We start from the raw sequence: 24507 nt of genomic DNA, 5'->3' as shown, positions 1-24507 counted from the left end.
TCCGGCTTAATTGATCTTCGCGGCGTTCCGGGCAACGGCGTGCAAGGATCGATCCGTGGTGCTCGATCTCCGTGTGTGCTTTCTGGGGGAATCGTTCGTTGCGGGGGTGGGTGACCAGAAGGGCTTGGGCTGGGCGGGCAGATTGGCCACCCGCGCCATTGCCGCCGGACAGCCTCTCACGTTCTACAACCTCGGTATACGCCGCGAAACCAGCAGCGAGCTGAGAACCCGGTGGGAAGCCGAGTGCAAGCGCCGACTACCCGAGGGCGCGGACTGCCGGGTGGTGATCTCCACCGGCGTCAACGACAGCGTGCTCGAACGCGGTATGCCCCGGGTGGATCCGGTCGAGTCGGTGGCCAACATGGACGCGATCCTGCGCCGCGTGCAGGGAAACGGCTGGCAGCCACTGGTTGTCGCGCCGCCGCCGAATGTCGATCCCGCGCACAATCATCGGCTCGAGGTGCTCGACGAGAAGTTCGCCCAGCTCTGCGAGGGACTCGGCGTCCCCTACCTGCGGGCGCATCAACCGTTGCTGGAGAACAAGATCTGGATGCAGGACGTCGCGGCCGGCGACGGCTACCACCCGGGCGCGGCGGGCTACGACGAATTCGCCGCCCTGCTGGTACCGCACTGGCTGCTGTGGCTGGCCGATCCCGGCTCAGGGCTGCCGACCCTCCGCTGACTCCGGCACGGTGGCCGAATCCCGTTCCGCCACCGCATCGGCCGCGGCGGGCGGGGCGCCCACCGCATCGTGCACGACCGCGACCCGGTGCGCCGGATGCGCGGCGGGCGGCAGCAGCCAATCCATCACCGACGCCGAGCCGCGTTTGCGGGTATTGGTCAGGCCCGATCCGACCAGCACGCCCAGCGCGATGGCCAGCACCGACAACAGCACATTGATCAGCACCTGCAGGCCGTTGACCCCGTGCGAATTGTTCACCAGATCCGACACCGCCGTCAGCCCCATACCGCCGGGCACCAGCATCCAGAACGCGGGCAGGAACGCCACCTGGGTCGGCGGCGCATTCCGATTGCGCTGCACCAGATATGCGGCCGGCACCGCGACCAGGCCACCCAGGAACGCGCCCAGCAGCGGCCCACCGGCCCGAATCCCGAACTGCTGCGCCACGAACGTGACATACAGGACCAGCAGCAGCCAGAACAACGATTTGGGCGGCGCACTGGACCGCCACGAATGCCCGATGCCGATGAGCAGCACGCCCAGGATCGGCGCCCACCAGCCGACCGTGTGCAGATACGAGAACTCGGGCGGCTGCGGTCCCATCATCTGCAGCGCGATGTAGATGCCGAAGGCCAAGAGCAGCAGCTTGTTCAGGCCCGCCAGCGTGCGCGCGGAACCCGCCACCATGGACCCGGTGGCCAGTTCGATCGCGCCATTGGTGAGCGTCGCACCCGGCAGCAGGCCCGCGACCGCCGGAATCAGCAACTGCGAGGGCTGACCGCCGCCCAGCGCGTGCGGAAAACCGTAGGCCAGCAAGGTGACCACCGCGCCCGCCGTGACCGGCAGCGCCAGCGACAGCAGCTGGAAACGGTCCGCCAGCATCACCAGCAGCTGCACCGCCAGCCCGAGGACGGCGTAGCCGATGAGCGCCTGCGGCGTCGGATCCAGCATGAGGCCCAGGCCCACGGTCAGAATCACATTGCCCAGCAACATGAGCCAGACGGCGGTCGGGGGCGGCGCGGCCAGGATCGCCTCCAGGCCGGCGGTGACCTCGGTGGGCGGCGGGAGTTCGTGCTTCAAGCCGTCCAGCAGTTTGTACAGCGCGGCGATCTGATCCAGCCGCAGCGTGTCGTTCCCGGCCACTTGCAGGTCAACCGCCGAACCGCGCGAATCCTGCACGCGCACGAACACTCCGGTGGGCAGCACGAAGAACTGGACATCGTTGGCGCCGTAGCGGCAGGCGGTGTCGTCGAGAATGGCCTGGGCGCGATCGGTGGTCTCACCCGCGCCGATGAGCATGACGCCCAGCAGCCGCAACAGATTCAGCAGATCCGCGGAGACCGGCGGTTCCTCCGGCGGTGGCGGATCGTGGATCTCGTGCGCGCCCGCGCGGTGCACCACGCGATTGACCAGCCACTCGTCGACCACATCACCGGCCCGGCGGGCCACGCTCGTCAGTCGCCGGCTGACCGGGACTCCGGCGGTGGCCGCACGCCGAGGCCGCGTCCGTAGATGCCGCGGGCTCGTCGCACTCATGTATCGCCTCCTGATTCCGCTTCAGTTCTACTCGCCGGGCCGGAGACAGCAACATCGTGGCTAAAAAACCCTAACCTGCGCGGAACCGGGATCGGCCGCGCCACCCGGCGGGTGAGTTCGCCCACCGTGACGAGTCCCACCTTCGGCTGAACCGGCCATAACATCTGCCCGGCGGGGCCGGGTGCGATACCGTCACGAATGCCTGCCCGGGCAGTCGGGGTTTCAGGGGCCTGGCCCCTCGAAGTTCACGAGATTTGGTCCTCCTCCATAAATTGGGTGGCATGGATATCGATACGCGACTGCTGCGTTACTTCCTGGCGGTCGCGGAAATGGAGAACCTCCCCGGGGCCGCGCAACGCCTGCATGTCGCGCAGCCCGCCCTGGCCACGCAGATCAAGCAGCTGGAACAGCAACTCGGGGTGGAGCTCTTCATTCGTTCGCGGGCGGGCTGGACGCTGACCGCCGCGGGCAAGGTGCTGGCCGAGCAGGTGCCGAACCTGCTGGCCAACTGGGATCGAATCCTGCGCGACACCAAGAGCGACGCCTCCCGGGCCTCGCGGGTACTGCGGCTGGGCTGCGTGCAGAGCGCGGCCGACGGCTACATCCCGGAGATCATCCAGGTCTTCCACCGCCTGCACCCCGACTGGCAGGTCGACATCCATCAGGGCGGCTGGACCGACCCCACCGCCGGACTGGACGAGGGCGACGTGGATGTCGCGCTGCTCCGATTACCCTTCCCCGGCCAGGGCGAGTACCACGTGCGCGAACTGTTCACCGAACCACGCTGGATCGCACTGCCCGCGGATCATCCGCTGGCCGAACGCGACGATATCGCCTTCCGCGAACTGTGGGACGAACCGTACGTCGCCTCGCCCGCGGAAACCGGCTGGTGGCGCGACTATTGGATGGGCCTGGACGCGCGGCCCGCGGACACCGCCATCATCGGCGCCATCGCCCGCAATACCGACGAATGGCTGCGCGCCATCGCCGGCGGCTTCGGCGTGTCCTTCACCCCGGCCTCCACCTCCCGCACCAATGCCTACCCCGGCGTGGTCTTCCGGCCCGTCCACGGCATCGGACCCACCCGGGTCGCCCTGGTGTGGCCGGACGCCTCGGAGGCGGATCCCGTGCTGCGCTACTTCATTCGCTGCTGCACCGACATCGTCGGCCACCAGGGCCACGACGGCCGCCGCACCTCGTAGGGGCTCCACCTCATCTTTGTGGGGGTTTCAGGGGTTGCCCCTGAGAGCCTCGAGAGTTGGTTTCCATAACCTGATGACATGGACATCGATACGCGGCTGCTGCGGTATTTCGTCGCCGTCGCCGAGGAAGGTCATCTGACTCGGGCCGCGCAGCGGCTGTACGTGTCCCAGCCCGCGCTGACGAAACAGATCAAGCAGCTGGAGCAGCAGTTGGGGGTTGAGCTGTTCGTGCGCTCGCGCACGGGGATGGCCCTCACCGAACCCGGGCGCGTGTTCGCCGAATATGCGCCCGGGCTGCTGACCGGCTGGGATCACATGCTGCGGGAGACGAAATCCGGGGCCAGCCGCGCCGCGAAGGTCCTGCGTGTCGGCTTCATCGCCAGCGCCGCAAACGAATTCACACCGGAGATCGTGGCTGCGTTCGGTGCCGCCCATTCCGGCTGGCGAATCGACATGCGCCAGTTCGGCTGGACCGATCCGTCGGCCGGTCTCGATGACGGCGATGTGGACGCCGCGCTCGTACGCCTGCCGTTCCCCGGACACGAGCGCTATCGCACCGAGGAGTTGTTCGAGGAGCCGCGCTATATCGCCATGCCCGCGACGCACCGCCTGGCCGACCGGGAAGAGATCGACTTCGAAGAACTCTGGGGCGAACCGTTCGTCGCCTCCCCTCCCGAAAATGGCTGGTGGCGCGACTTTTGGATCGGCACCGACGCGCGCCCCGCCGACACGGCGGTCATCGGAGCGATTGCCCGCAATACCGACGAATGGCTGACCGCCATCGGCAATGGTTTCGGCATGAGCTTCACACCGGAGTCCTCGACCCGCTACTACCCCCGCCCCGGGGTGGTCTATCGCCCCGTGCGCGGCATCGGGCCGAGCCGGGTGGCGGTGGCCTGGCCCGCGTCCGCGGACGTGAATCCGATGGTCCGCGACTTCGTCCGCTGCTGCGTACAGGTGTGTGGCGCATGACCGATCAGCATCAGCACTGGGAGCGGACGTACCGGACGCATCCGGAAATGTACGGCGAGCAGCCCTCCGCGGCCGCGGTGTACGCCGCGCAGATCTTCGGCGCGGCCGATGCCCGCGAGGTGCTGGAGCTCGGCGCCGGTCACGGCCGTGACGCGATCTACCTGGCACAGCAGGGTTTTCGCGTCCGTGCCACCGACTTCAGCGCCATCGCGCTGGAACAGCTGCGGGAGCGGGCCGGCTCACTCGGCGTCGCCGACCGGGTGGAGACACTGGAACACGATGTGCGCCAGCCCATCCCGCTCCGCTACCACAGCGTCGACGCCGTCTTCGCCCACATGCTGCTGTGCATGAACCTGAGCACCGTCGAGATCCTGGACCTGGTCGCCGAGATCCGCCGCGTGCTGCGCCCCGGCGGCGTCTTCGTCTACACCGTCCGCAATACCGACGACGCCCACTACAACAGCGGAATCGCCCGGGGCGACGATATTTTCGAGCACGCCGGTTTCGCCGTGCACTTCTTCTCCACGGCCCTGGTCGATGCCGTGGCCAGAGGCTGGGAACTGCGCGAACGCCACTCCTTCGAGGAGGGCGAGCTCCCGCGCCGCCTCTGGCGGATCACTCAGTCGCTGCGGTGACCGCGAGGACCGCCATGGCGGCATTGTGCCCGCCGATGCCGCTGACCCCGCCGCCGCGCACCGCGCCCGCCCCGCACAGCAGGACATTGCGGTGCCGGGTGCCGACACCCCAACGGGCGGCGAGGGTATCGGCGCCACCGGTCAGATAGGGGAAGGACAGGTCGGCGTGGAAGATGTGCCCGCCGGGCAGGCCGATCTCCTGTTCCAGTTCGACCGGAGTCCGCGCCTCCAGGCACGGCTCACCATTCGCATCGGTCGCCAGGCAGTCCCGGATGGGTTCGGCCAGCACCGAATCCAATTGCGCCAGGGTGGCATCGACCAGCCGCTCCTTCGCGCCCCGTGGATCGTCGGCGAAAAGCCGTGCGGGAGTGTGCAGGCCGAACAGCGTCAGCGTGTGCATGCCGTGCTCGATCAGCTCGGGCGCGAGAATGGACGGGTCGGTCAGGGTGTGGCAGTAGATCTCCGAGGGCGGCGCCGAGGGCAGCCGGCCGGATACCGCCTCGCGGTAGGCGTGCTCGAGCTGAGTAGCGGATTCGGCGATATGGAAGGTGCCGGCGAACGCGGTGCGCGGATCGATCGTGGTGTCGCGCAGGGCCGGGAGGCGGCGCAGCAGCATATTGATCTTGAGCTGGGCGCCCTCCGGCTTCTCCGCCTCCTCGCCCAGCAGGTGCGCGAGCTCGTACGGCGCGGCGTTCACCAGCACGTGCCGCGCGTGCACCGTCTCCTCCGCGCCGGCCCGCGTGTACCGCACTTCGGCTGTGACATCGTCGGTTTCGATCCCGGTGACCGTGGCCCCGGTCAGGATCCGCGCACCCGCCCCGCGGACCGCGTCGGCGAGCGCATCGGTCAGGGCGCCCATACCGCCGACCGGCACGTCCCAGTCGCCGGTGCCGCCACCGATCACGTGGTAGAGGAAGCAGCGATTCTGCAGCAGCGACCGGTCGTGGGCGTGGGTGAAGGTGCCGATGAGCGCATCGGTGAGCACCACGCCGCGCACGGTGTCATCGGTGAACGCGGCCTCGACCGATTCCCCCAGCGGCCGTTCGAAAACGGCCTCCCAGGCGGCGGAATCGTCGACGGTGCGCTGTAATTCGGCGCGGGTGGGCAGCGGCTGGGTCAGCGTCGGGAAGACGCGCTGCGCCAGCTGCCCGGTCATGGCGTAGAAGCGTTGCCACGCTTCGAAATCCCGATCGGAACCGGTGGTCTCGACGAAGCTCTCCCGCGTGCCCGCCGCCGAGCCGTTGTCCACCAGCAGACCGTGCTCGCCGACCGGCGTGTAGGAGGAGATGCGCCGCTTCCGGGTCTCGAAGCGCAGCCCCAGATCCCGCACGATCCGATCCGGCAGCAGCGAGACCAGATACGAGAACCGGGACAGCCGCGCATCCACGCCCGCGAAGACCCGCTCGGACACGGCCGCGCCCCCGGTGTGGTCCTGACGCTCCAGCACCAGCACCGAGCGCCCGGCCTTCGCCAGATACGCGGCCGCCACCAGCCCGTTGTGACCGCCGCCCACCACGACCACGTCGTACTGCGTCCTACCGGTGTGTGTCATGAACCCATCGGATCACATCCGGGGCGGCGGTATCGCTACCTCGCGGTCATGTCGAGTGCCGCTAGATGACTGAACAACACGGATGCCCCGATCGGATTGCCGCCGCCGGGATAGACCGTGCCACTCACCGCGGCCATGGTGTTGCCCGCGGCGTACAGGCCCGGAATGGGCTCGCCCGCCGAATTCAGTACGCGCGCCGCGGTATCGGTGCGCAGACCGCCCTTCGTGCCCAGATCGGAGATGCCGAAGGCGGCGGCGTGGAACGGACCCCGCACGATCGGCGCGAGCGGCGGTTCGCCATTGGAGAAGGCACGGTCATAGGCCTCGTCGCCACGGCAGAAGTCGTCGTCCACGCCCGCGGCGGCGAACTTGTTGAACCGGGCCACGGTGGCGACCAGGGCCTCCGCGGGTACGCCGATCAGTTCCGCGAGTTCTTCGAGAGTGTCGGCGGTGCGCCAGAGTCCGGCGTCGACGTACTGCTGTGTGTCGACCATGGGCACATTGCTGGCCTTGATCGGCGGCACCGGGCCCTCGGTGTCGTCGTAGATCATCCAGAACGGGAGGGTCGCGGAGCCGTCGTTCAGGTGCTCGATGATGTCGCGGCCCAGGCGGTCGTAGGGCGCGGACTCGTTGACGAAACGCTCACCGGCCTGATTCACGAAGATGCCGCCGGTGAACCAGAGCGCGAAGGCAGCGCGCCCGTCCGGATGCACGAGTCCGGGCGACCACCAGGCCTGATCCATGAGATCGGTATCGGCGCCGGCGGACAGACCGGCCTCCAGGGCCTTGCCCTGATTTCCCCAGGGCCCCATGGTGTCCCGTGCCACGCCGGGCACGCCGTAGCGCTGCCGCAGTTCGTCATTGCCCTCGAATCCACCGGCGGCCAGCAGTACGCCCTTGCGGGCGCGGATGGCGCGGCGTTCGCCGTAGTGCTCCACGATCGCCCCGACGACCGCGCCGTCCTCCATCACCAGCTCCACCAGTGCGGTGTTCAGGTGCAGGGAAACATTGGGGTACTTGCTCAATCCGAGCAGGAACCGGCCCACCAGCGCCCGCCCGCCGATGAGCAGTTCGGGGGCGGGACCGCCGTATCGGTCATTGCCCAGCGGGCCGCGTACCTGCTCGCTCATTGCGCCGAGTTCGGCGGCCGGCAGCGGGGTCGGGATGATGTGCCGCTTCCCGTCCAGGCGGGCCTTGGGCGCCTTCCCGAAATAGTCGGGCCACGGGAACATCTGGAAGGAGAACGCCGCGTCCCGCTCCAGGTACTCGATCACCTCGGCGCCCTTGCGCACATAGGTTTCCTGCAGGTCGGCCGGGGTGCGGTCGCCGACCACCGCGCGGAAGTAGGTGAGCGCGTCCTCGAAGCTGTCATCCACTCCGGCCCGGCGCAGCACCGGGTTACCCGGGAACCACACACCGCCGCCGCCCGAGAATGACGTGGTGCCACCGAATTTCTCGGTGGCCTCGACCACCGCCACCGACAATCCTTCGCGCGCCGCGGTATACGCCCCGGCCAGGCCGCCGCCCGAGCCGGCCACCAGCACATCGACTTCTTCGTTCCAGTCCGTCACCGATTACTCCCTGAAAAGACGCGGTCCCCGAGCCGACGCTAAACGGCCGGGGACAGTGCCCGCAGGAAGTGTCTCGATGGGCAGGAATCGGAGCGTCCTCCGCTGGTCAGGCGGCGGCGCCCCACGGGATGAGCACGATCTTGCCGCGCACCCGGCCGGATTCGCTGAGCTTGTGCGCCTCGACCACCTCGTCCAGCGGCAGCACGCGCTCGACCTCGCCACGCAGCCGGCCGCTCTCCAGCAGGGGGGTGAGCGTCCGCAGATCGGCACCGGACGGGCTGACGTAGTGGCGGTGGTAGCGCGGATCGTCCAGCGGTTCGCCCTGGGCGTCCACCACACGGCCGCCCGGGCGCAGCACCTGCAGGGAACGAGCCGTGTAGTCGCCGCCGACCAGATCGAAGGCGAGGTCGATTTCGGTGACGGCGGTGGTGAAATCGGTTGTGGTGTAGTCGATCAGCTCGTCCGCGCCGAGCTCGCGCAGGAATTCGTGATTGGCCGTCCGCGCGGTGCCGATCACGTACGCGCCCGCCGCCTTGGCGATCTGGACCGCGAGATGACCGACCCCGCCCGCCGCGGCATGCACCAGCACCCGTTGCCCCGGCTGCACTTCGGTGAGCGCCTGCCAGGCGGTGAGCACCGCGGTCGGCAGCGCGGCGGCATGCACGTGATCCAGGGACTCGGGCTTGAGGGCGATGAAATCGACCGGGACGGTGACGTATTCGGCGTAGGCGCCCTCCCGGCTCAGCACCATGCCGAAAACCTCGTCGCCCGGCCGGAATTCGGTGACGCCGGGGCCGGCCTCGGTGACCGTGCCGGAAAAGTCGAAGCCGAGGGTGAAGGGCGGCGGGCCCAGCTTCTCCACCTGGCCTTCGCGCAGCTTCCAATCCGCCGGATTCACCCCGGCGGCGGCGACCCGCACCAGTACTTCACCGGCTGCGGGCTGCGGGATATCTGCCTCCACGACCCGCAGAACTTCCGGTCCGCCGAAGACTTCCTGCCTGATCTTCTTCATGACTCGAATCCTGCACCGGGTAGTATCCATTGGAAAGAAGGCACTATTTCGATCCCGAGGTACCTGATGGATACCGTCTGTGACTGGGCACAATCGCCGAACCTCGTCGAAAGCTACGTGAAGGACTGTCCCGCGCGGAACGTCCTGTCGGTGCTGGCCGACAAGTGGGTGCTGCTCGTGCTCGGCACGTTGCGGATGGCGGGCGGCCCGGTCCGATTCAACGAACTTCGCCGCCGCCTCGACGGCATCACCCAGAAGGTGCTCACCCGCACGCTGCGGGATCTGGAACGCGACGGGCTGGTCAGCCGTACGGTCTACCCGACGGTCCCGCCCCGGGTCGAATACGCGCTCACCGAGATGGGCGCGGACCTCGGTGTCGTCACCCATGCCATGGGGCAGTGGGCGGTGCGGAACGCCGACGAAATCAACCGCGCGCGAGCCGAATTCGACGAGCGCGCGGCCCAGGAACCGCAACCGGTCACGGTGCGAACGGTGCGGCCGGTCACTGCCTGACGCAGAGCAGGCAGGCGTGCGGAGTCCACTCGTCCGGGCGGGGATCCCGCACCAGGCGGGCGGTCACCCGGAAGCCGTGGCGTTCCAGCTCGGCCGCCAGAGTGTCGGGGGCCCAACGGTATCCGGGGGCCACCTTGTGCGGGTAGTCCTGGATTCCGGTCGGTTCATCGGAGGCCTGGAAGGCGAGCAGCAGTTGCCCGCCGGGGCGTAGCGCCCGCGCGAATTCCGCTGCCACCGCGGGGACCCGCGGTGGCGGCATGTGAATGATGGAGTACCAGGCCACGATTCCGGCCAGCGCCGCGTCCGGGACGTCGAGGTGTTCCATGGTGCCCACCTCGAACCGCAGGTCCGGGTGTAGTTCGCGGGCGATGCGGATCATTTCCGGGGACAGATCGATGCCGGAGACATCCACCGCGGCGGCCTGCAGATAGCCGGTGACCCGGCCGGGCCCGCAGCCGATATCGATGACCGGGCCGCCGGAGTTCTCCTCGACCGAGGCCGCGAAGACATCGAGCATGGCGCGCTCGAAGGGGTTGTCGTGCAGATGCCGCTGGAACATTGCCGTATACCGCTCGGCTATATCGTCATACGCCTCGCGGGTCACCCGCACATCTGCCGCTTCGCTCACGCCTCGACTCTAGATCGATGCGGTGACACGTCCGGGAACACGGCGCACCGCCGCCTCGGCCCGGGTCTCATTGCCGCGCCGCGCCCGTGGACGGGAATCGCAGCGGCTGCTCGACACCGTCCAGCCGCACCCGTAACGGCATCTCCGGGCCCATGCGGGCGCGTAACGGCCACACGCTGAGCTGTGCCAGGAAACGGTAATCGCGGGGCAGTGCCGGCAGCGGAAGGGTGATGCGCCACAACGGGTATCGGCTGTCGGGCGCCAGCCAGCCGTCCCGGAGCATGAACCGCAGCACGCGTGGGGACAGGTGGCGGGCGGTGGCGCTGGACAGTTCCAGGCGCACCGTCTCGCCGTCGAGGTCGATGCGGGCCCGATTGTCGGCGCCGCCGTCCACCGTGAGCTGCCCGTCCGGGGTGAGATCGGTGGCCAGCCCGGCCAGATCGTCGAAGAACTGACCCCACTCGCGATCGCGCGCCCGATGCGCGGCCTGCTGCTGCTCGATGATCAGCCGGCGCTCGCGTTCCGCCGGATTCACCAGGTGCAGGTTCACGGTGTCCTCATCGGCCACCAGGCCCAGGGACAGGCGCGCGGACGGCCAGACCGGGCCGTGCGCATGCCAGAGCACGGCGTGCACCGGCGTGCCGAATTCGGAGCGGAAGCCGTCGAAGGCGCGGGTGAAGGCGGCGGTGCGCTGCTCGCGCACCTCGGCGGGGAGACCCTCGTCGTAGAGGAAGGATTCGATGCTGTCGCTGAGAGTGACGCACACCGATTCCAGGCGGTCGCCGTCGAAGGTGAAGCGGGCGCGGGGGCCCTCCACTCGGACTTCGGTGTCCGCCCACACCTCGCGTTCGCCCTCGCGCGGCTCGTGCACCGGCTTCCAGCCGGTCACCTCGAGGAAGGCGGCCACATCGGCGCGGGTCCAGGTCCAGGCGAAATCGCGGGCAGCGCGGGCGATCTCGACACCGCCGGGGACATCGATGCGCAGCGGTTCGGCATCGGCCTCGACAGCGGTGTGGCGGCGCAGGAATTCGGCGCGCTGGCTGCGCGCGGTCGGATGTTCGGGGATGCCGAGGGCGCTGGTATCGAGATCCTCGCCGCCCTCGACCCAGGCATCGGCCACCAGTTCGGTGGCGGCGGTGACGCCGAGCAGGCGCAGGGCGTCGGTGGTCTGCCGGGCCAGGGTGCTCAGCGCGATATTGCCGGAGCCGCGGGTCAGGGCCCGCCACCAGTTCGCGTCGGGGGCGGCGGTCCAGCCCTGAGCGGTCAGTTCCTTTTCGGTCTCCGTGCCGTATCGCCAGGTGGGGTCGATGAATTCGCTGCGGCTGAGTTCGCAGTGCAGACGTTCCGGTTCGGCGGTGAACTGCAGGTATCGGCCGCCGGGTGCGGTGAGCACCAGCCGGGCCTCGACCGGCAGCCCGTCCAGGAATCCGGCCAGCTGTTCGGTGAGCCGGCCCCAGCCGCCGAGCGCGGTGCGGCGGCGGGCGGCCTCGTGCCGCATATCCATCCAATAGCGTTGCTGCGCCGGGGCTACCAGCAGCAGGTCTATGGTGTCCGCGCCGATCGTCAAGCCTGCGAACAGGTTCGGGAAACGCCAGGCCACACCCTCGGCGGGACCGGCGTCGGTGCTCTCCGGTTCACCCCACCGCTCGGTGAAGGCGGCGGTGGCCCGGGCCAGGGCGTCGGCGAGCAGTTCGTCACCGGCGAAAACCGACCGGGACGGGCAATCCGAGATCGGCATGCGCACATAGTCGAGCCCGTGTTCGCTGCCCCAGAACAGCGCCGAATCCCACCAGACCTGCAAGCCCGTCCGCGCGAACACCGCACCGGATCGGAAGGTGCCCACCGGCAGCGGCGTACTCCACCCCATCCGCCGGGCGAAACCGGCCACATCCGCGGCGCCCCAGTGCCATTCGAACCCCACCGCGGCCCTGACGATCTCGACCGCGCCCGCGATATCCACCCGAACCTCGAAACCCACCCAGCGACCCTAACCCCGGTCCGCGCCCATCGGAACAGGCTTCCGGCGCGACCGGATTCTTCCGAACAGAAGCATGCGATAAACAGACATACCGGCGCGTTTTCATGCCGTACTGTCACGGGTGCAGGAAATCTGCGTCACAGTAATTTTCCGCTGCGGGGAGCGGCGAATCGGGAGGGAAACCCATGAACACCAAGAACTTTGCCGTGCGCGCAGCGCTGACCGGCGCCGTCATCGCCGCCGGCCTGCTCGCCTCGGCCGGCGCAGCGAGCGCCGAAATTCCCCTGCAGCCCTACACCTCCGACGTCAACTGCACCTGGGGCGGCGACGGGCCGCTCGCCACCCAGAACTGCAACAACAACGGCGGGTCCGGCAGCGCCAGCGGCTCCGGCCAGGCCCTCGGCCAACTGATCGGTCGCGCCCTCTTCGGCGGCAACTGATCAGTCGAGCTGCGGCCCGGGGCTTCTCGGTAGGGCAGAGAATCACGACGAGAAGCCCCGGCCGCAGTGTCCCGTAGCGTGGCTGTGTGGTCGATACCGAACCGGTGACGGACCGGGCCTTCGGCCCGGCGATATTCGTACTCAGCGGATTACAGCTACTCGTCGTACTCGACGGAACCGTGGCCAACCTGGCCTTACCCAAGCTGCAGGACGATCTCGGGCTATCCGATGCCGGACGGAACTGGGCGGTTGTCGCCTATGCGCTGGCGTTCGGCGGGCTCATGCTGCTGGGCGGGCGGCTCGGTGATCGGTTCGGGCGCAAGAAGATGTTTCTCTGCGGGGTCACGCTGTTCACGGTGTCCTCGCTCCTGTGCGGGGCGGCGCTGAACGGCTGGATGCTGATCGCGGCTCGCGCCCTGCAGGGCAGCGGCGCGGCGATCGCCTCACCCGCGGCATTGGCGCTGATAGCAACCACTTTCGCGGCGGGGCCGGCGCGGAACAAGGCCATTGCCATCTCCGCGGCCATGTCGGGTGCGGGATCGTTCACCGGGCTCATTCTCGGTGGCGCGCTCACCGATCTGTCCTGGCGGTGGATCTTCCTCATCAATGTGCCCATCGGGGCGGTGATCATTCCGTTCGCGCGGAAGGTGCTCGTCGAAACCGATGATGAGCCAATGGAACTCGATGCGCTCGGCGCGGTGCTGGCGACCACCGGCTGCACGGCGCTCGTGTTCGGGGTGAGTATGGGCACCGAACTCGGGTGGACTCATCCGGTGGTGGCTGCCGGAGTGATCGGCGGGCTGGCATTGCTGGCCGTCTTCCTATGGGTCGAGCGGACCGCGTCCCGGCCGCTACTACCCTTGCGGCTCTTCGCGGAGCGGGATCGGCTGATCACGTTCGTATCCATAGCTTTCGCGGCCGCCGCGCTGTTCTGCGGCAGCGTCTACATTGCTCAGTTCGTGCAGAACATCCTGCATTACAGCGCGTTGCGGGCCGGGTTCGCGTTCGTGCCGTTCGGGCTCGGATTGGCGGTGGGCTCGGCCGTCGCGAGCAAGCTGGCCGCCCGGATGCCGCCGCGGGCGCTGGTCTTCGCGGGCGGGCTCATCGTGGTTCCGGGACTGATCTTCGGATCCACCCTCGATTCTGGGGCCCGGTATCTCACCGATCTGCTGCCGCCGATTCTCGCCATCGGGTTCGGGATCGGGCTGGCCGTGGTGCCGCTGCCGCTGTGCGCGCTGGTCGGCGTCGGTGATTCGGAGATCGGGCCGCTGACGGCGATCACCTCCGTTGCGCAAACCCTCAGTGGGCCGGTGGCACTCGCGGTGATCGGCGGGCTGGCGACCGCCAGGACGCGGGCGCTCGGCGGGATCGACGGGCCGCCGTCCGGGATGACCGCCGCACAGTTGGATGCCCTCGGCAAGGGGTACATGCTCGCGTTGCTCGGCTGTGCGGTGTGCGCGGGGCTCGCGGCGGTGGCGGCCTTGTTCATTCGGCTGACGGCGCGGCAGGTGGCCGCGGCTCAGCATGCGCAAGAGGTGAATTCGGTCGGTTAGTGCTCGATCGGGAACGTCTCCGTGCCGTTGTCGCCGGCGGGAATGATCGGAAGAATCAGCGCCGATGGATGATCCGGGTCGTGATAGATCGTCTGGGTGGCGAGCTGGGTATTCGTGGACTGGCCGAACGGCTCACCGGTATTGGGATTCGGGGCGAACTGCGGATAGTCGCTGCTGGAGACCTCCACGCGAATGCGATAGCCGGCCTTCACCAGGTAGCTCGTGGGCCAGATGTCGATCGTGTACTGGTAGGGCTTGCCCGGGTCGATGGGTGACGGGTTCTCCAGGGAATCCCGGTAGGCGGTGCGAATGATGCCGTTGTTCAGATTGATCGAGGACCCGTCGGGGGCGACGGCCACCAGCTTCGCGGTGAAATCGGTATCGCGGGCGGTGGAGGCGGCCCACAGTTTCAGCTGTACGGGACCCGTGATCTCGGTATCCGACGTGACCGGGGCGGTGGTGTAGGTCAGCACATCGGAACGCTGCTCGACCACGAATTGGTCGTATGGGCCCTGCGGGCCGGAATTCGCGCCACAACAGGAATGACCGCCCGCGCTCGGGACCGGGTCCAGCGGGTTGTAATCGTAGGTGTCGGGCTGCTGCGCCTTCGGGGCGTCCGTGGCCAGCGCACCCGCGCGGCCGGCCAGGCCGGGGCCGCCCGGACCGGACAGGTAATAGGTGGTCCAGCGGGTATTCGGCAATGGCCAGGCGGTCGCGGACTTCCAGCGGTTCGCACCCATCAGGAAGTAGTCGACGCGCGGCTGACCGGAAACCTTGTCGTCCTTACCCTTCAGGCTCTGCCCTTTCAAAAAATGGTCGTACCAGGCCAGCATCAGATCATTGATGGGACTGCTGCCCACCGCGCCCAAGGTGTTCAGCATGGGCGCGGACACGTCCGCACCGGGACGGCCCCAGCCGACGTGATCCCACGGGCCGATCACCAGGCGCTGATTCGCCCGCGCCTCCGGCGAACCGCCATTGGCCACCATGCCGGAGAAGTTCTGCGTGCCGCCCGCCAGGAACGCGTCGTACCAGCCCTCGAAATCGAGTACGGGCACCTTCACGTCCGGGTAGCGGTCGCGGATGCTCCACTGCTTCCAGAAGGTGTCGCGCGAGGAATGCTTGATCCAGTCGTAGAACCAGGGCGCGACCGCCGGATCGCCCGGGTGGAAAGGCGGGAACTGCTGGTATGGGCGGAAATTCAGCCAGCGGGTGTAGTCATTGCTGTCGTTCTGCAGCTGCTGGGCCGTCGCCTTGTCGCCCCGGTCGAGGGCGGCGGTCTCGCCGATGGTGCCCATGGCCCACGGCTCCACGAAGGCGAGGCGGAACTCGCCGCCCTCGTAGGTCCAGCCGTCGTAGTAGTCGGAGGCGGTATTGGCGGGAACGATGGTGGTCAGGTGGGGTGGGGTGCTCACCGCCGCGAGCCATTGCGTCGCACCCACATACGACGAGCCGTACATGCCGACCTTGCCGTTCGAACCCGATAGCCCGGCCGCCCATTCCACCGAGTCGTAGCCGTCGTTCATATCGTTCTGGAACTCGGTGAAGGTGCCGCCGGACGCGCCCTGGCCCCGAATGTCCTGCACCACAACGAGATAACAGTGCGAGGCGAACCAGTCCGGCGTCTGATAGCGGAACGGCTGGATCTGCGCCTCCTCCTTGCCGTACTGCGTGCGCATCAGGATGACCGGCACCTTGTCGGTGGTCTGCGGGCGGTACACATCGGACTTCAGCACCACGCCGTCGCGCATGGTCGCGGGCACGTCCTGCTGCTTGGTTACCGCGCAGGAACCTCGCCCGCCGGTGGGTGGCCAGGAGGAATCGCTGGTCTTGGCGGTATCGGCCGAGCTACCGCAACCCGCGGCGACGAGCGCGGCCGCTGCGGCCACCGCCCCTGCCCGAGCGATACGAGTGCGACGCAACCGGTTCCGCCTCATTGATCGACGGTAATCCCTCCCGTACGTGTGCCGCATCACAATATCTAAGCTAATTTTCAGCAACAAACTCTTGCGCCTGGGCGATAGGCAATTCGAATGAGCGTCGCGACGGTACTGCCTCGCTACCCACGGCGAAAGGATCGGGATCGATGAGATCGATTCACAGTAAGTCGAATTCGGCAACGAAAACGCTGGTGAGGCGCACGCTCATGGTGCTGTCCCTGGTATTGACCGCACCCCTGGCCATCGCCGCAACAGGCATCGGCGCGCTCGCGCACGCGGCCTTCAACCCCGCCGCCTTCGACGTCTGGGTCGACTCACCGGTCATGGGTCCGATCAAGACCCGCGTCCTCCGCGCCGCCGACGGCAACACCGACCGCGTCGTCTACGCGCTCGACGGTATGCGCGCAGGTCAGGACCTCAACGGCTGGGAAATCGAAACCAACGTCGCCGAGACCCTGGCCAGCTGGAACATCAACGTGGTCATGCCCGTCGGCGGCGAATCCAGCTTCTACACCGACTGGAACGCACCCAGCGAATTCTTCGGCATCCCCGCCGGCACCGGCTCGGCCAATACGGGATCCGGCGCCACCGACGCCTTGTCCGGAGGCCCCGGCAAGTCGTACCGCTATGCCTGGGAATCCTTCCTCACCAATGATCTCCGGTGGGCACTCCGAGACCGCTACGGCTTCAACCCCAATCGCAACGGCATCTTCGGCCTCTCCATGGGCGGCTCCGCGGCCCTGACCCTGGCCGCCTACCACCCCGACCAGTTCAGCTTCGCCGGTTCCTTCTCCGGCTACCTCAATATCTCCGCCCCCGGCATGCGAGAAGCCATCCGCCTCGCGATGATCGACGCCGGCGGCTACAACGTCGACTCCATGGCCCCGCCCTGGGGCCCGCAATGGCTCCGCATGGACCCCTTCGTCTTCGCCCCCCGCCTCATCGCCAACAACACCCGCCTCTACATCGCCGCCGCCAGCGGCCGCCCCACCGCCCAGGACGGCCCCAACATGGGCACAGTCAACGGCATGGCCCTGGAAGCCTTGGCCCTGGCCAACACCCGCTCCTTCCAGGTCCGCATGGCCACCCTCGGCGCCGGCAACGTCACCTACTCCTTCCCGGAGTACGGCATCCACGCCTGGAACAACTGGCAAGACGAAGCCACCCGCATGCTCCCCGACCTCTCCGCCAACATCGGCTAAGGAGTCCCCATGAAATGGCGCGTGTGGCAGGTCCGCATCGCGGTGACCTCAATGCTCCTGGCCATGCCCCTCTCGGTAATGACCACAGTCCTGACCACCTGGTCCCACGCGCCCACCACCCCCTTGACCTTCCTGAAAACGGCCCTAACCCCCACCCTCACCAACCCCCTCTACTGGCTAGGCGCCGGCTTCACCTTCTGCGACCCCCTCCTCCCCCGCCGCCCCGCCCTGACCTGGTACGCAACCACCCCCACCGGCTCCCTCCTAGCAGCCTCGATCACCCTCTGGTCCAAACACTTCGACCTCCCCGGCGCCTTCCCCTGGACCTCCGCCGCCGCAATAGCCTTCTGCTGCCTCCTCATCCAATCCTGGACAGTCGTCGACATGCCCGAAACCACCCTCCCCCAACAACTCCCCCACCACCCCCGCCCCCAACTCCCCCGCATAATCCCCGCCGGCCGCCCCGCCCCGCTCCGCCTGGTCCGCGCCAACGAAGCCTGACACCACCGGTAGCGGTGGTGGCACTACCGGCAGTGGTGACGGAGTTGTGGATCATCATCATTCTCGTGGTCGTCGTTCTGGTGGCGGTGGCTGTCCAGAGCTCGAGGCGCGAGTAGGTATTCAGGCTTGGACGCAGATGCCTTGTGCGACGAGGTTTTCGGGGCCGGAGATGCTGAAGACCTCCTGCTCACCGAGGCTGGTGATCTCGGTTATTCGATCCCAGAAGACGTCGCTCGTGCAGTGCATCATCAGTTCGGGAGCATCCAGGACGTATGCGGCGCGGGCCAGACGTTGGTGGCTGGGTGAGTGCTTCCACATGGTGGAGCCGCAGAATTTGGTTCCCATCGCGGTCTGGAACTGACGGTGGGTCATGTTCTTCTCGGTCAGGAGGGCTCGGACCCTGTTCCAGATCTCTTTGGGGACGGTGTCCACATTGGGATTCGAGGTCATCGTATCGAGCTGGGCGAGGCACGCTTCGCCGGTAACGCCACGGGCGCCGTGTACACCGATGTCCTCGAGAAAGGTGATTTGGTTGTCCGCGCCGTCGATCGTCAGATGCCAGCAGTCACGGTAACCGGCCTTCGGGACGAGTCTGATGCGTCCGTGAACTCCAAGGCGGAGCAGGAGATCGGCGACGTCATGAATGAGACGCAGGCTTGTGGAGGTGTAGTAGATCCGGCCTTGGCGTCCTGTCTCGTCCCAACGGGCGGAACCATCCGTGGCCCACAGATGTCTGAGGAAGATCACCACCATGTCGGTGGGGAGCGCGAAGATCGCATCCGGAACGAACTTTTCGTAACTACGCAAACCGAACAGTCCCAGCTCGTCGAGCCACGCCGCGATCGGATTGCGCTTACCGTGTGTGAGGCGGTACGGCGCAGGCAGGCGGAGCGTAGTGACCCGCGCCGCTTCGTAGTCGTCGCGTATCGCGGTAATCCCGAAATGCGTTGCGGCGGTGGTGACCGCCGCGAGATTCTCTTCGTCGACGCTGGCGTAGCGGATTGGTTGCCGTTTCACGAACGAGCCGTCACCGATCATGTGTCCCAACAGGGTTATTTCAGCCTCCGCCATCGTCGTGGCGTTCTTGGGTGCGGGAATCCATCGTGGGATGGCAATGCGATCCCCAACGGCGAGTGTCCGGAGTTGTCTCCAGCCATCGATGGTCAACAGGCGAGCCTCCGTCGCGATGTCGATCGAGCGGCCGGAGGCGAGGCGGAATTGCGCGATCTTGGCGCGGTCAACGGGGAGTACGTCATCCATCGGCCGCGCGACGAAGCGCATCAGCTTGTCGAGTGACCACACAAGCGGTCGTTCGCCACTCTGCAGCAGGGTCTTCAGCGAAACGCGTGCACCATTATCGGCACGAAAAATCTGCGCCGAAACTGGTAGACCTCCCAGTTCGCAATGCTCGAACGTGTTGGTGCGCTTATCTGTTGGCTCCATTGGAGCGGGGTTCGCATCCACAATCCAACGGTAGCTCGAATCTGTGTTCGATGTCGCTGAATTACTAACCTCGCGCCATATCGACGAAACGGCTCAAATGCAATTGGTGCGCAACGGTAATGGTCGCGGTGGGACCGTTGCGGTGCTTACCGAGGATAAGGTCGGCTTCGCCGCCGCGGGGGTCATCTCGCTCGAATGCATCGGGGCGGTGCAGAAGGATAACCATGTCGGCATCCTGTTCTAGACTTCCACTTTCACGCAGGTCAGACACCATAGGGCGCTTATCTGTTCGCTGTTCCGGACCACGGTTCAGCTGTGAGATTGCGACAACGGGAACTTCCAATTCCTTTGCCATCAGCTTGAGGCTACGAGAGAATTCCGAGACTTCCTGCTGGCGGGATTCGACCTTTTTGCCGGAGGTCATCAGCTGGAGGTAGTCGACGACGATGAGGCGTAGGTCGTGGCGTTGTTTGAGGCGGCGGGCTTTTGCGCGGATTTCCATCATCGTGAGGTTGGGGGAGTCGTCGACAAATAGTGGGGCCTGGCTGATTTCGCTCATGCGGCGGGCGAGTTTGGTCCAGTCGTCGTCGCTCATGCGACCGGAGCGCATGTCGCCGAGTTTGATTCGGGCCTCGGCGGAGAGGAGGCGCATGACGATTTCGGTGCGGCTCATTTCGAGGGAGAAGATGACGCTGGCGAGGCCGTGTTTGATGGAGCAGCTGCGCATGAAATCCATGCCCAGGGTGGAGTTGTGGGTGGGGATCATGGCGCGGCCGGCGAGGTAGAGGTGGGCGGGGTTGTCCACTTCGACACAGCGCACGGGGACGGACGGGATGGGGCGGACGTCGGCGATGAAACGGGAACCGGAGCGGGTGGTGTTCGTCGCGCCGCGGCGTTGCTTGTGCAGCAACTCTTTTCGGCTGAGGCCGAAGACCTCGTCCTCGGTGGCGAAGGTCAGCGTGTAGGCGATGGACGAGCTCTCGGTGCGGCCGAGGACCCGTTTGGTGGACAGCTGGCTGCGGTAGCCGAGGCTGACGATGAGTTCTTCGACATCCCGGGCCAGACGCTCGTTGGTGACGGCGAACTGAACGGAGCCGCCCTTGGTGACAGTGCCGTCGGTATCGAGCAGACCGGCGAGGAGAGCGCGGCGCTGTTCCTCCGATGCGCGGAGGTAGTCGGATGGGATGTGCTTGTCGCCGAGCACTCCGATCGTGCGCAGCCGCCCCTGCAGCGTGCCGATGGCATTCCGGCAGTCCTGGCACAGGCGCAGGCCGATGGACGGGCCGCCGCAATGGGCACAGGTGGGGGCCGGAACAGGAGCGGAGACGAAACGCGCCTTGCCGCCGCAAGATCGGCCGCACGTGCGAACTTCGCTGGTGAAAGGAACGAACTCCGAGCCGCAGACGACACAATTACGCGGAGCGACGGGCGTATCGGCCGGCAGCTGCAAGCTGAACCGCAGCGGAACGGATTCGGAGGGGACCGCGACGATGCCCTCGTTCTCGATATTGACAACGATCTCGGGATCGGCGGTGGTCAGCTGCGCGCAAGCGGAGCTACCGTCACCGAGCCAGGCGCCGAGTGTGTATGGGGGAACAAGCAATTCACGTGCGGGCAGCTGCAGCGGGGCCGCATTGACGACGGAATGGTTGAGCCGCCGATCAACCGTCTCGCACCGGACCGTGGCCGCGATCTCCGCGGTGGTGCGGACCTCGGCGAAGGTCTGCCGGTTGCGAGAGCGGTTGTGCCCCTGGGCCGCCTGCTGGGCCGACCGGCGGGAGGCGCGCGTCTCGGTGAGCCACTGGTGCTGCTCGTCCGCGACCAGCACGGTGCCGTCGGAGAATTCGACTTCGTAGCAAGGGCGGCCGGCCATCACTTCGGTGGCTGCCACGACGCGGGTCGGCCTGCCCTGCGCATCCAGCAGCTCGTCACCGACTCGGACCTCACCCATGGTGGTCCAACCGGTCGGCGTCGGCAGCGGTGTATCCAGCGCCAGCGCCTTACCCACACCGGGTCGAGCCGCGACGATGATCATCTGGCCGGGATGGAGGCCGTTGGTGATTTCGTCCAGTTCGGTGAAACCTGTTGGGACGCCTAGGGAGATGCCGCCTCGGGAGGCGATGGAGTCGAGTTCGTCCATGGTGGGCTGGAGGATTTCCTCCAGGGGGGCGAAGTCTTCGGAGGCTCGGCGTTCGGTTACTTCGTAGATTTCGGCTTGGGCTCGGTCTACGACCTCGGCTACGTCTTGGCCGTCGGCGCCGGCGTAGCCGAATTGGACGATGCGGGTGCCTGCTTCGACCAAGCGGCGCAGGATGGCCTTCTCGGCGACGATTTCGGCGTAGTAGCCGGCGTTGGCCGCGGTGGGGACCGTTTGGGTCAGGGTGACGAGGTACGGGGGGCCGCCGATGCGTTTGAGGTCGCCTCGGCGGTCGAGGGAGGCGGCGACGGTTACCGGGTCGGCGGGTTCGCCGCGGCCGTAGAGGTCGAGGATGGCGTCGTAGACGGCCTGGTGCGCGGGGCGGTAGAAGTCGCCGGGGCGGATGACCTCGATGACGTCGGCGATGGCGTCCTTGGACAGGAGCATGCCGCCGAGGACGGATTGCTCGGCTGCCATGTCGTGCGGGGGCTGGCGGCCGAAATCCTCGCCGGGAGCCTCGGGGTAGTCGGAGGGTCCGTGATCGTCGTGGCCGCGATCGTCGATGACTGCCATCAGTCGACCGTCCTCTCTCCTCCCGCCCGGATGCGGCACATCCTTGACCCGTTCTACGCCTGGGGACCGACACGTTCGGGCATGCGGCGCGGCGTGTTTCGCGCGCGTCGGCAAACCCGTGGTGCGGGATGAGGGGCAGGGCGGGTCGTGTCGTCCGGGGCCGTGGTCACGGCAATGAATGCGAACCTAGGCGACCGGGCGGGAACCCGCCAAACGGAGCTGTGTACACAACTGTGGGCAACGTGGGTATTGTTCACCAACCGTTGTGCACCCCCTGTGGAGAACTTGGGGACAACAGTCGGTGTGTGCAATCAATTCGCAGGTAGTGGCCGAATTCTCAACAAAGGCCACTGTGGATCAATTTGGTGCGGCGTGTCGCTGGACAGTAACGTCCGGGCGTGTTGGGTAAACGGACGGCCACAAGGCTGTGACCTGCCACACAACGAAAACGGTTGGTTTGCTGAGTAATCCACAACCTGGGCGAACACTCCGAATCATGCATCGCGACACTTCGCCCACTCGCGCCCGGCGACCCGCGGCCACCAGCGGCGCAGAGATTCAGACAATACCCGGCAAACAGAAATCGGAGGCCATCCCCACGCAGGGAGATGGCCTCCGATCGGCCGAATTACTCGGCGGCGTTGACCTGCAGGTCGACCTTGGCGATCACATCCGGGTGCAGATGCACCACGACACCGTGCTTACCAGTGCTCTTGATGTGGGCCTTCGGCAGCTCGATGCTGCGCTTGTCGACGACCGGGCCGCCGGCAGCCTTGATGGCGGCCGCGACGTCGGCGGCGGTGACCGAGCCGAACAGCTTGCCGGTGCCGGCGGTCTTGACCGCCAGCACCACGCCGGTCAGGCCCTCGAGGGCCTGCTTCAGCTCGTTGGCGTGATCGAGGTCGCGCACCTTACGGGCGTCCTGCGCCCGGCGGATGCCCTCGACCTGCTTCTCCGCGCCACGGGTGGCAACGATGGCCAGTCCGCGGGGCAGCAGGAAGTTACGGCCGTAACCGTCCTTGACTTCCACGGTGTCGCCGGGCGCACCGAGGTTGTCGACATCAGCGGTGAGGATGAGCTTCATGGCTGTGTCTTCCTTTCTCAGCGAGCGGTGGACACGTAAGGCAGCAGGGCCACCTCACGCGAGTTCTTGACGGCGACAGCGATATCCCGCTGGTGCTGCACGCAGTTGCCGGTCACCCGGCGCGCGCGGATCTTGCCTCGATCGGAGACATACTTACGCAGCAGCGCAGTGTCCTTGTAATCGATCTTGGCGCCGGCGGTGTTGTTCTTCTTGCCGGCCTTGTCTTCCTTGCAGAAGGTGCAAGCCTTCTTCTTCAGCACCTTTTCGCGTGCCGGTGCTTTGGCCATGGTCATTCACTCCGTAAGTTTGCGAAGCCTGCCTGGAGGCTCCTGCGAAAGCCGTTCTTCAGAACGGCGGTTCATCGTCCATTGGGCCGCCCCCGAAGGAGCCGGCCGCGGGCGCACTGCCCCACGGGTCGTCGCCGGCACTCTGGCCGCCGCGACCTCCGCCACTGCCACTGTTACCGCCACCGCCGGAGAAGCCGCCGCCCTGCTGGGCGCCGCCTCCACCACCGCCACCGCCGAAGCCTCCGCCACCACCGCCACGGGTGGTTTTGTTGACCTTCGCGGTCGCGTAGCGCAAGGAGGGACCGACCTCGTCGACCTCGAGTTCGACGACCGTGCGCTTCTCACCCTCGCGGGTTTCGTAGGAGCGCTGCTTGAGTCGTCCGCTCACGATCACTCGTGAGCCCCGGGTCAGGCTCTCGGCGACATTCTCCGCAGCTTCACGCCAGATGTTGCAGCGCAGAAAAAGCGCTTCGCCGTCTTTCCATTCATTGGTATTACGGTCGAACACACGGGGAGTCGACGCGACCGTGAAGTTCGCGACGGCCGCTCCCGCGGGCGTGAATCGAAGCTCGGGGTCAGCCGTCAAGTTTCCGATGACGGTGATGACCGTGTCGCCTTGGGCCATGGTTCCTCCTGCTTTCCGGTGCAGTCCGCAATCCGCTCGCTCCGCGCACCCGGATGAACCCGGTGCCGGGTTCGATGCACGGTTTGCCAGTCAGCCTAGAGATAGGCACCGACGGTTACGAGCGACGTTGCGGGAGGACTGGACTACTTCTTGTCGAGGCGCAGCACCTTGGTGCGCAGCACCGACTCGTTGAGCCCCAGCTGGCGGTCGAGCTCGCTCACGGTGGCGGACTCGGCGGTCAGGGTGACCACCGCGTAGATGCCTTCGCTCTGCTTGCTGATCTCGTAAGCCAGACGACGGCGGCCCCAGATGTCGACGTTGTCGACCTTGCCGCCCTCGGTCCCGACAACACCGAGCATGGTGTTCAGATTCGGGCCGACGGTGCGCTCGTCCAGGCTCGGATCGAGAATGACCATCACTTCATAATGACGCACGGACCTC

Annotated in this window: 22 protein-coding genes; 9 read left to right on the top strand and 13 right to left on the bottom strand. The window is 67.0% G+C overall.

Features of this window, described 5'->3' with window-relative positions; genetic code table 11:
• The first annotated feature begins 55 nt into the window (after positions 1 to 55).
• A complete protein-coding gene (locus ACH438_RS21330) occupies positions 56 to 682 on the top strand; it encodes a GDSL-type esterase/lipase family protein (protein ID WP_397007737.1) in 627 nt (208 codons plus the stop codon).
• Here the strand turns inward: ACH438_RS21330 and ACH438_RS21325 are convergent.
• On the bottom strand, positions 659 to 2218 hold the full coding sequence (locus tag ACH438_RS21325; RefSeq protein ID WP_397007735.1) for a threonine/serine exporter ThrE family protein: 1560 nt from the start codon (positions 2216 to 2218) through the stop codon (positions 659 to 661). The genes ACH438_RS21330 and ACH438_RS21325 overlap by 24 nt on opposite strands.
• 281 nt (positions 2219 to 2499) lie before the next feature.
• Here ACH438_RS21325 and ACH438_RS21320 point away from each other — a divergent pair, with 281 nt between their 5' ends.
• From ACH438_RS21320 to ACH438_RS21310, 3 genes are all read left to right on the top strand, one after another.
• A complete protein-coding gene (locus ACH438_RS21320) occupies positions 2500 to 3420 on the top strand; it encodes a LysR family transcriptional regulator (protein WP_397007733.1) in 921 nt (306 codons plus the stop codon).
• 78 nt (positions 3421 to 3498) lie between these two features.
• Entirely contained in the window at positions 3499 to 4392 is an 894-nt protein-coding gene (locus tag ACH438_RS21315; protein ID WP_397007731.1) for a LysR family transcriptional regulator, read from the top strand.
• Positions 4389 to 5027: a methyltransferase domain-containing protein gene (locus ACH438_RS21310; RefSeq protein ID WP_397007729.1), complete on the top strand. Its 639-nt coding sequence runs from the start codon at positions 4389 to 4391 to the stop codon at positions 5025 to 5027. Before ACH438_RS21315 ends, ACH438_RS21310 begins: the two co-directional genes overlap by 4 nt.
• On the opposite strand, the gene ACH438_RS21305 is transcribed toward ACH438_RS21310, so the two are convergent.
• The 3 genes from ACH438_RS21305 to ACH438_RS21295 form a co-directional block, all read right to left on the bottom strand.
• Positions 5008 to 6579 carry a phytoene desaturase family protein gene (locus ACH438_RS21305; protein ID WP_397007727.1) on the bottom strand — a complete coding sequence of 524 codons (1572 nt, stop codon included), beginning with the start codon at positions 6577 to 6579 and terminating at the stop codon, positions 5008 to 5010. The two genes, ACH438_RS21310 and ACH438_RS21305, sit on opposite strands and share 20 nt — an antisense overlap.
• 35 nt (positions 6580 to 6614) lie before the next feature.
• Positions 6615 to 8150, bottom strand: coding sequence for an FAD-binding protein (locus ACH438_RS21300; RefSeq protein WP_397007725.1), 1536 nt, complete (start codon positions 8148 to 8150; stop codon positions 6615 to 6617).
• Between the two features lie 106 nt (positions 8151 to 8256).
• Positions 8257 to 9162: an NADP-dependent oxidoreductase gene (locus ACH438_RS21295; RefSeq protein WP_397007723.1), complete on the bottom strand. Its 906-nt coding sequence runs from the start codon at positions 9160 to 9162 to the stop codon at positions 8257 to 8259.
• Positions 9163 to 9228: 66 nt separating this feature from the next.
• Here ACH438_RS21295 and ACH438_RS21290 point away from each other — a divergent pair, with 66 nt between their 5' ends.
• Entirely contained in the window at positions 9229 to 9675 is a 447-nt protein-coding gene (locus ACH438_RS21290) for a winged helix-turn-helix transcriptional regulator (protein WP_397007721.1), read from the top strand.
• Here ACH438_RS21290 and ACH438_RS21285 read toward each other — a convergent pair.
• Together ACH438_RS21285 and ACH438_RS21280 are read right to left on the bottom strand one after the other, a co-directional pair.
• Positions 9665 to 10303: a class I SAM-dependent DNA methyltransferase gene (locus ACH438_RS21285; protein ID WP_397007719.1), complete on the bottom strand. Its 639-nt coding sequence runs from the start codon at positions 10301 to 10303 to the stop codon at positions 9665 to 9667. The two genes, ACH438_RS21290 and ACH438_RS21285, sit on opposite strands and share 11 nt — an antisense overlap.
• 67 nt (positions 10304 to 10370) lie before the next feature.
• Positions 10371 to 12281 (bottom strand): DUF6301 family protein, encoded by a 1911-nt coding sequence (locus tag ACH438_RS21280; RefSeq protein ID WP_397007717.1) that lies wholly within the window; start codon positions 12279 to 12281, stop codon positions 10371 to 10373.
• Between the two features lie 185 nt (positions 12282 to 12466).
• On the opposite strand from ACH438_RS21280, the gene ACH438_RS21275 reads away from it, so the two are divergent.
• Together ACH438_RS21275 and ACH438_RS21270 are read left to right on the top strand one after the other, a co-directional pair.
• Positions 12467 to 12721 carry a hypothetical protein gene (locus tag ACH438_RS21275; protein WP_397007715.1) on the top strand — a complete coding sequence of 85 codons (255 nt, stop codon included), beginning with the start codon at positions 12467 to 12469 and terminating at the stop codon, positions 12719 to 12721.
• 86 nt (positions 12722 to 12807) lie between these two features.
• Positions 12808 to 14274 (top strand): MFS transporter, encoded by a 1467-nt coding sequence (locus tag ACH438_RS21270; RefSeq protein ID WP_397007713.1) that lies wholly within the window; start codon positions 12808 to 12810, stop codon positions 14272 to 14274.
• On the opposite strand, the gene ACH438_RS21265 is transcribed toward ACH438_RS21270, so the two are convergent.
• The gene (locus tag ACH438_RS21265; RefSeq protein ID WP_397007711.1) at positions 14271 to 16211 is read right to left on the bottom strand and encodes a CocE/NonD family hydrolase; all 1941 of its coding nucleotides are present in this window, start codon (positions 16209 to 16211) and stop codon (positions 14271 to 14273) included. The genes ACH438_RS21270 and ACH438_RS21265 overlap by 4 nt on opposite strands.
• Positions 16212 to 16360: 149 nt before the next feature.
• Here ACH438_RS21265 and ACH438_RS21260 point away from each other — a divergent pair, with 149 nt between their 5' ends.
• Both ACH438_RS21260 and ACH438_RS21255 read left to right on the top strand, forming a co-directional pair.
• Positions 16361 to 17416 (top strand): alpha/beta hydrolase, encoded by a 1056-nt coding sequence (locus ACH438_RS21260; RefSeq protein ID WP_397007709.1) that lies wholly within the window; start codon positions 16361 to 16363, stop codon positions 17414 to 17416.
• A gap of 9 nt (positions 17417 to 17425) precedes the next feature.
• Positions 17426 to 17917, top strand: a complete 492-nt coding sequence (locus ACH438_RS21255) for a hypothetical protein (protein ID WP_397007707.1) — start codon at positions 17426 to 17428, stop codon at positions 17915 to 17917.
• A gap of 120 nt (positions 17918 to 18037) precedes the next feature.
• On the opposite strand, the gene ACH438_RS21250 is transcribed toward ACH438_RS21255, so the two are convergent.
• The 6 genes from ACH438_RS21250 to rpsF form a co-directional block, all read right to left on the bottom strand.
• Entirely contained in the window at positions 18038 to 19381 is a 1344-nt protein-coding gene (locus ACH438_RS21250) for an LAGLIDADG family homing endonuclease (RefSeq protein WP_397007705.1), read from the bottom strand.
• A 43-nt stretch (positions 19382 to 19424) separates the two neighbouring features.
• Positions 19425 to 22070: a replicative DNA helicase gene (gene dnaB / locus ACH438_RS21245; RefSeq protein ID WP_397007703.1), complete on the bottom strand. Its 2646-nt coding sequence runs from the start codon at positions 22068 to 22070 to the stop codon at positions 19425 to 19427.
• Positions 22071 to 22698: 628 nt separating this feature from the next.
• Positions 22699 to 23154 carry a 50S ribosomal protein L9 gene (gene rplI / locus ACH438_RS21240; RefSeq protein WP_397007701.1) on the bottom strand — a complete coding sequence of 152 codons (456 nt, stop codon included), beginning with the start codon at positions 23152 to 23154 and terminating at the stop codon, positions 22699 to 22701.
• Between the two features lie 17 nt (positions 23155 to 23171).
• A complete protein-coding gene (rpsR, locus tag ACH438_RS21235; protein WP_040814320.1) occupies positions 23172 to 23441 on the bottom strand; it encodes a 30S ribosomal protein S18 in 270 nt (89 codons plus the stop codon).
• A gap of 58 nt (positions 23442 to 23499) precedes the next feature.
• Positions 23500 to 24066, bottom strand: a complete 567-nt coding sequence (locus tag ACH438_RS21230; RefSeq protein ID WP_397007699.1) for a single-stranded DNA-binding protein — start codon at positions 24064 to 24066, stop codon at positions 23500 to 23502.
• Between the two features lie 143 nt (positions 24067 to 24209).
• On the bottom strand, positions 24210 to 24500 hold the full coding sequence (gene rpsF, locus ACH438_RS21225; protein WP_397007697.1) for a 30S ribosomal protein S6: 291 nt from the start codon (positions 24498 to 24500) through the stop codon (positions 24210 to 24212).
• Positions 24501 to 24507: the final 7 nt, after the last annotated feature.

This window comes from Nocardia sp. NPDC020380, from assembly GCF_044386975.1.
In the GTDB taxonomy this organism is placed as follows: domain Bacteria; phylum Actinomycetota; class Actinomycetes; order Mycobacteriales; family Mycobacteriaceae; genus Nocardia.
This window is presented reverse-complemented; position numbering and strand designations above follow the sequence as displayed.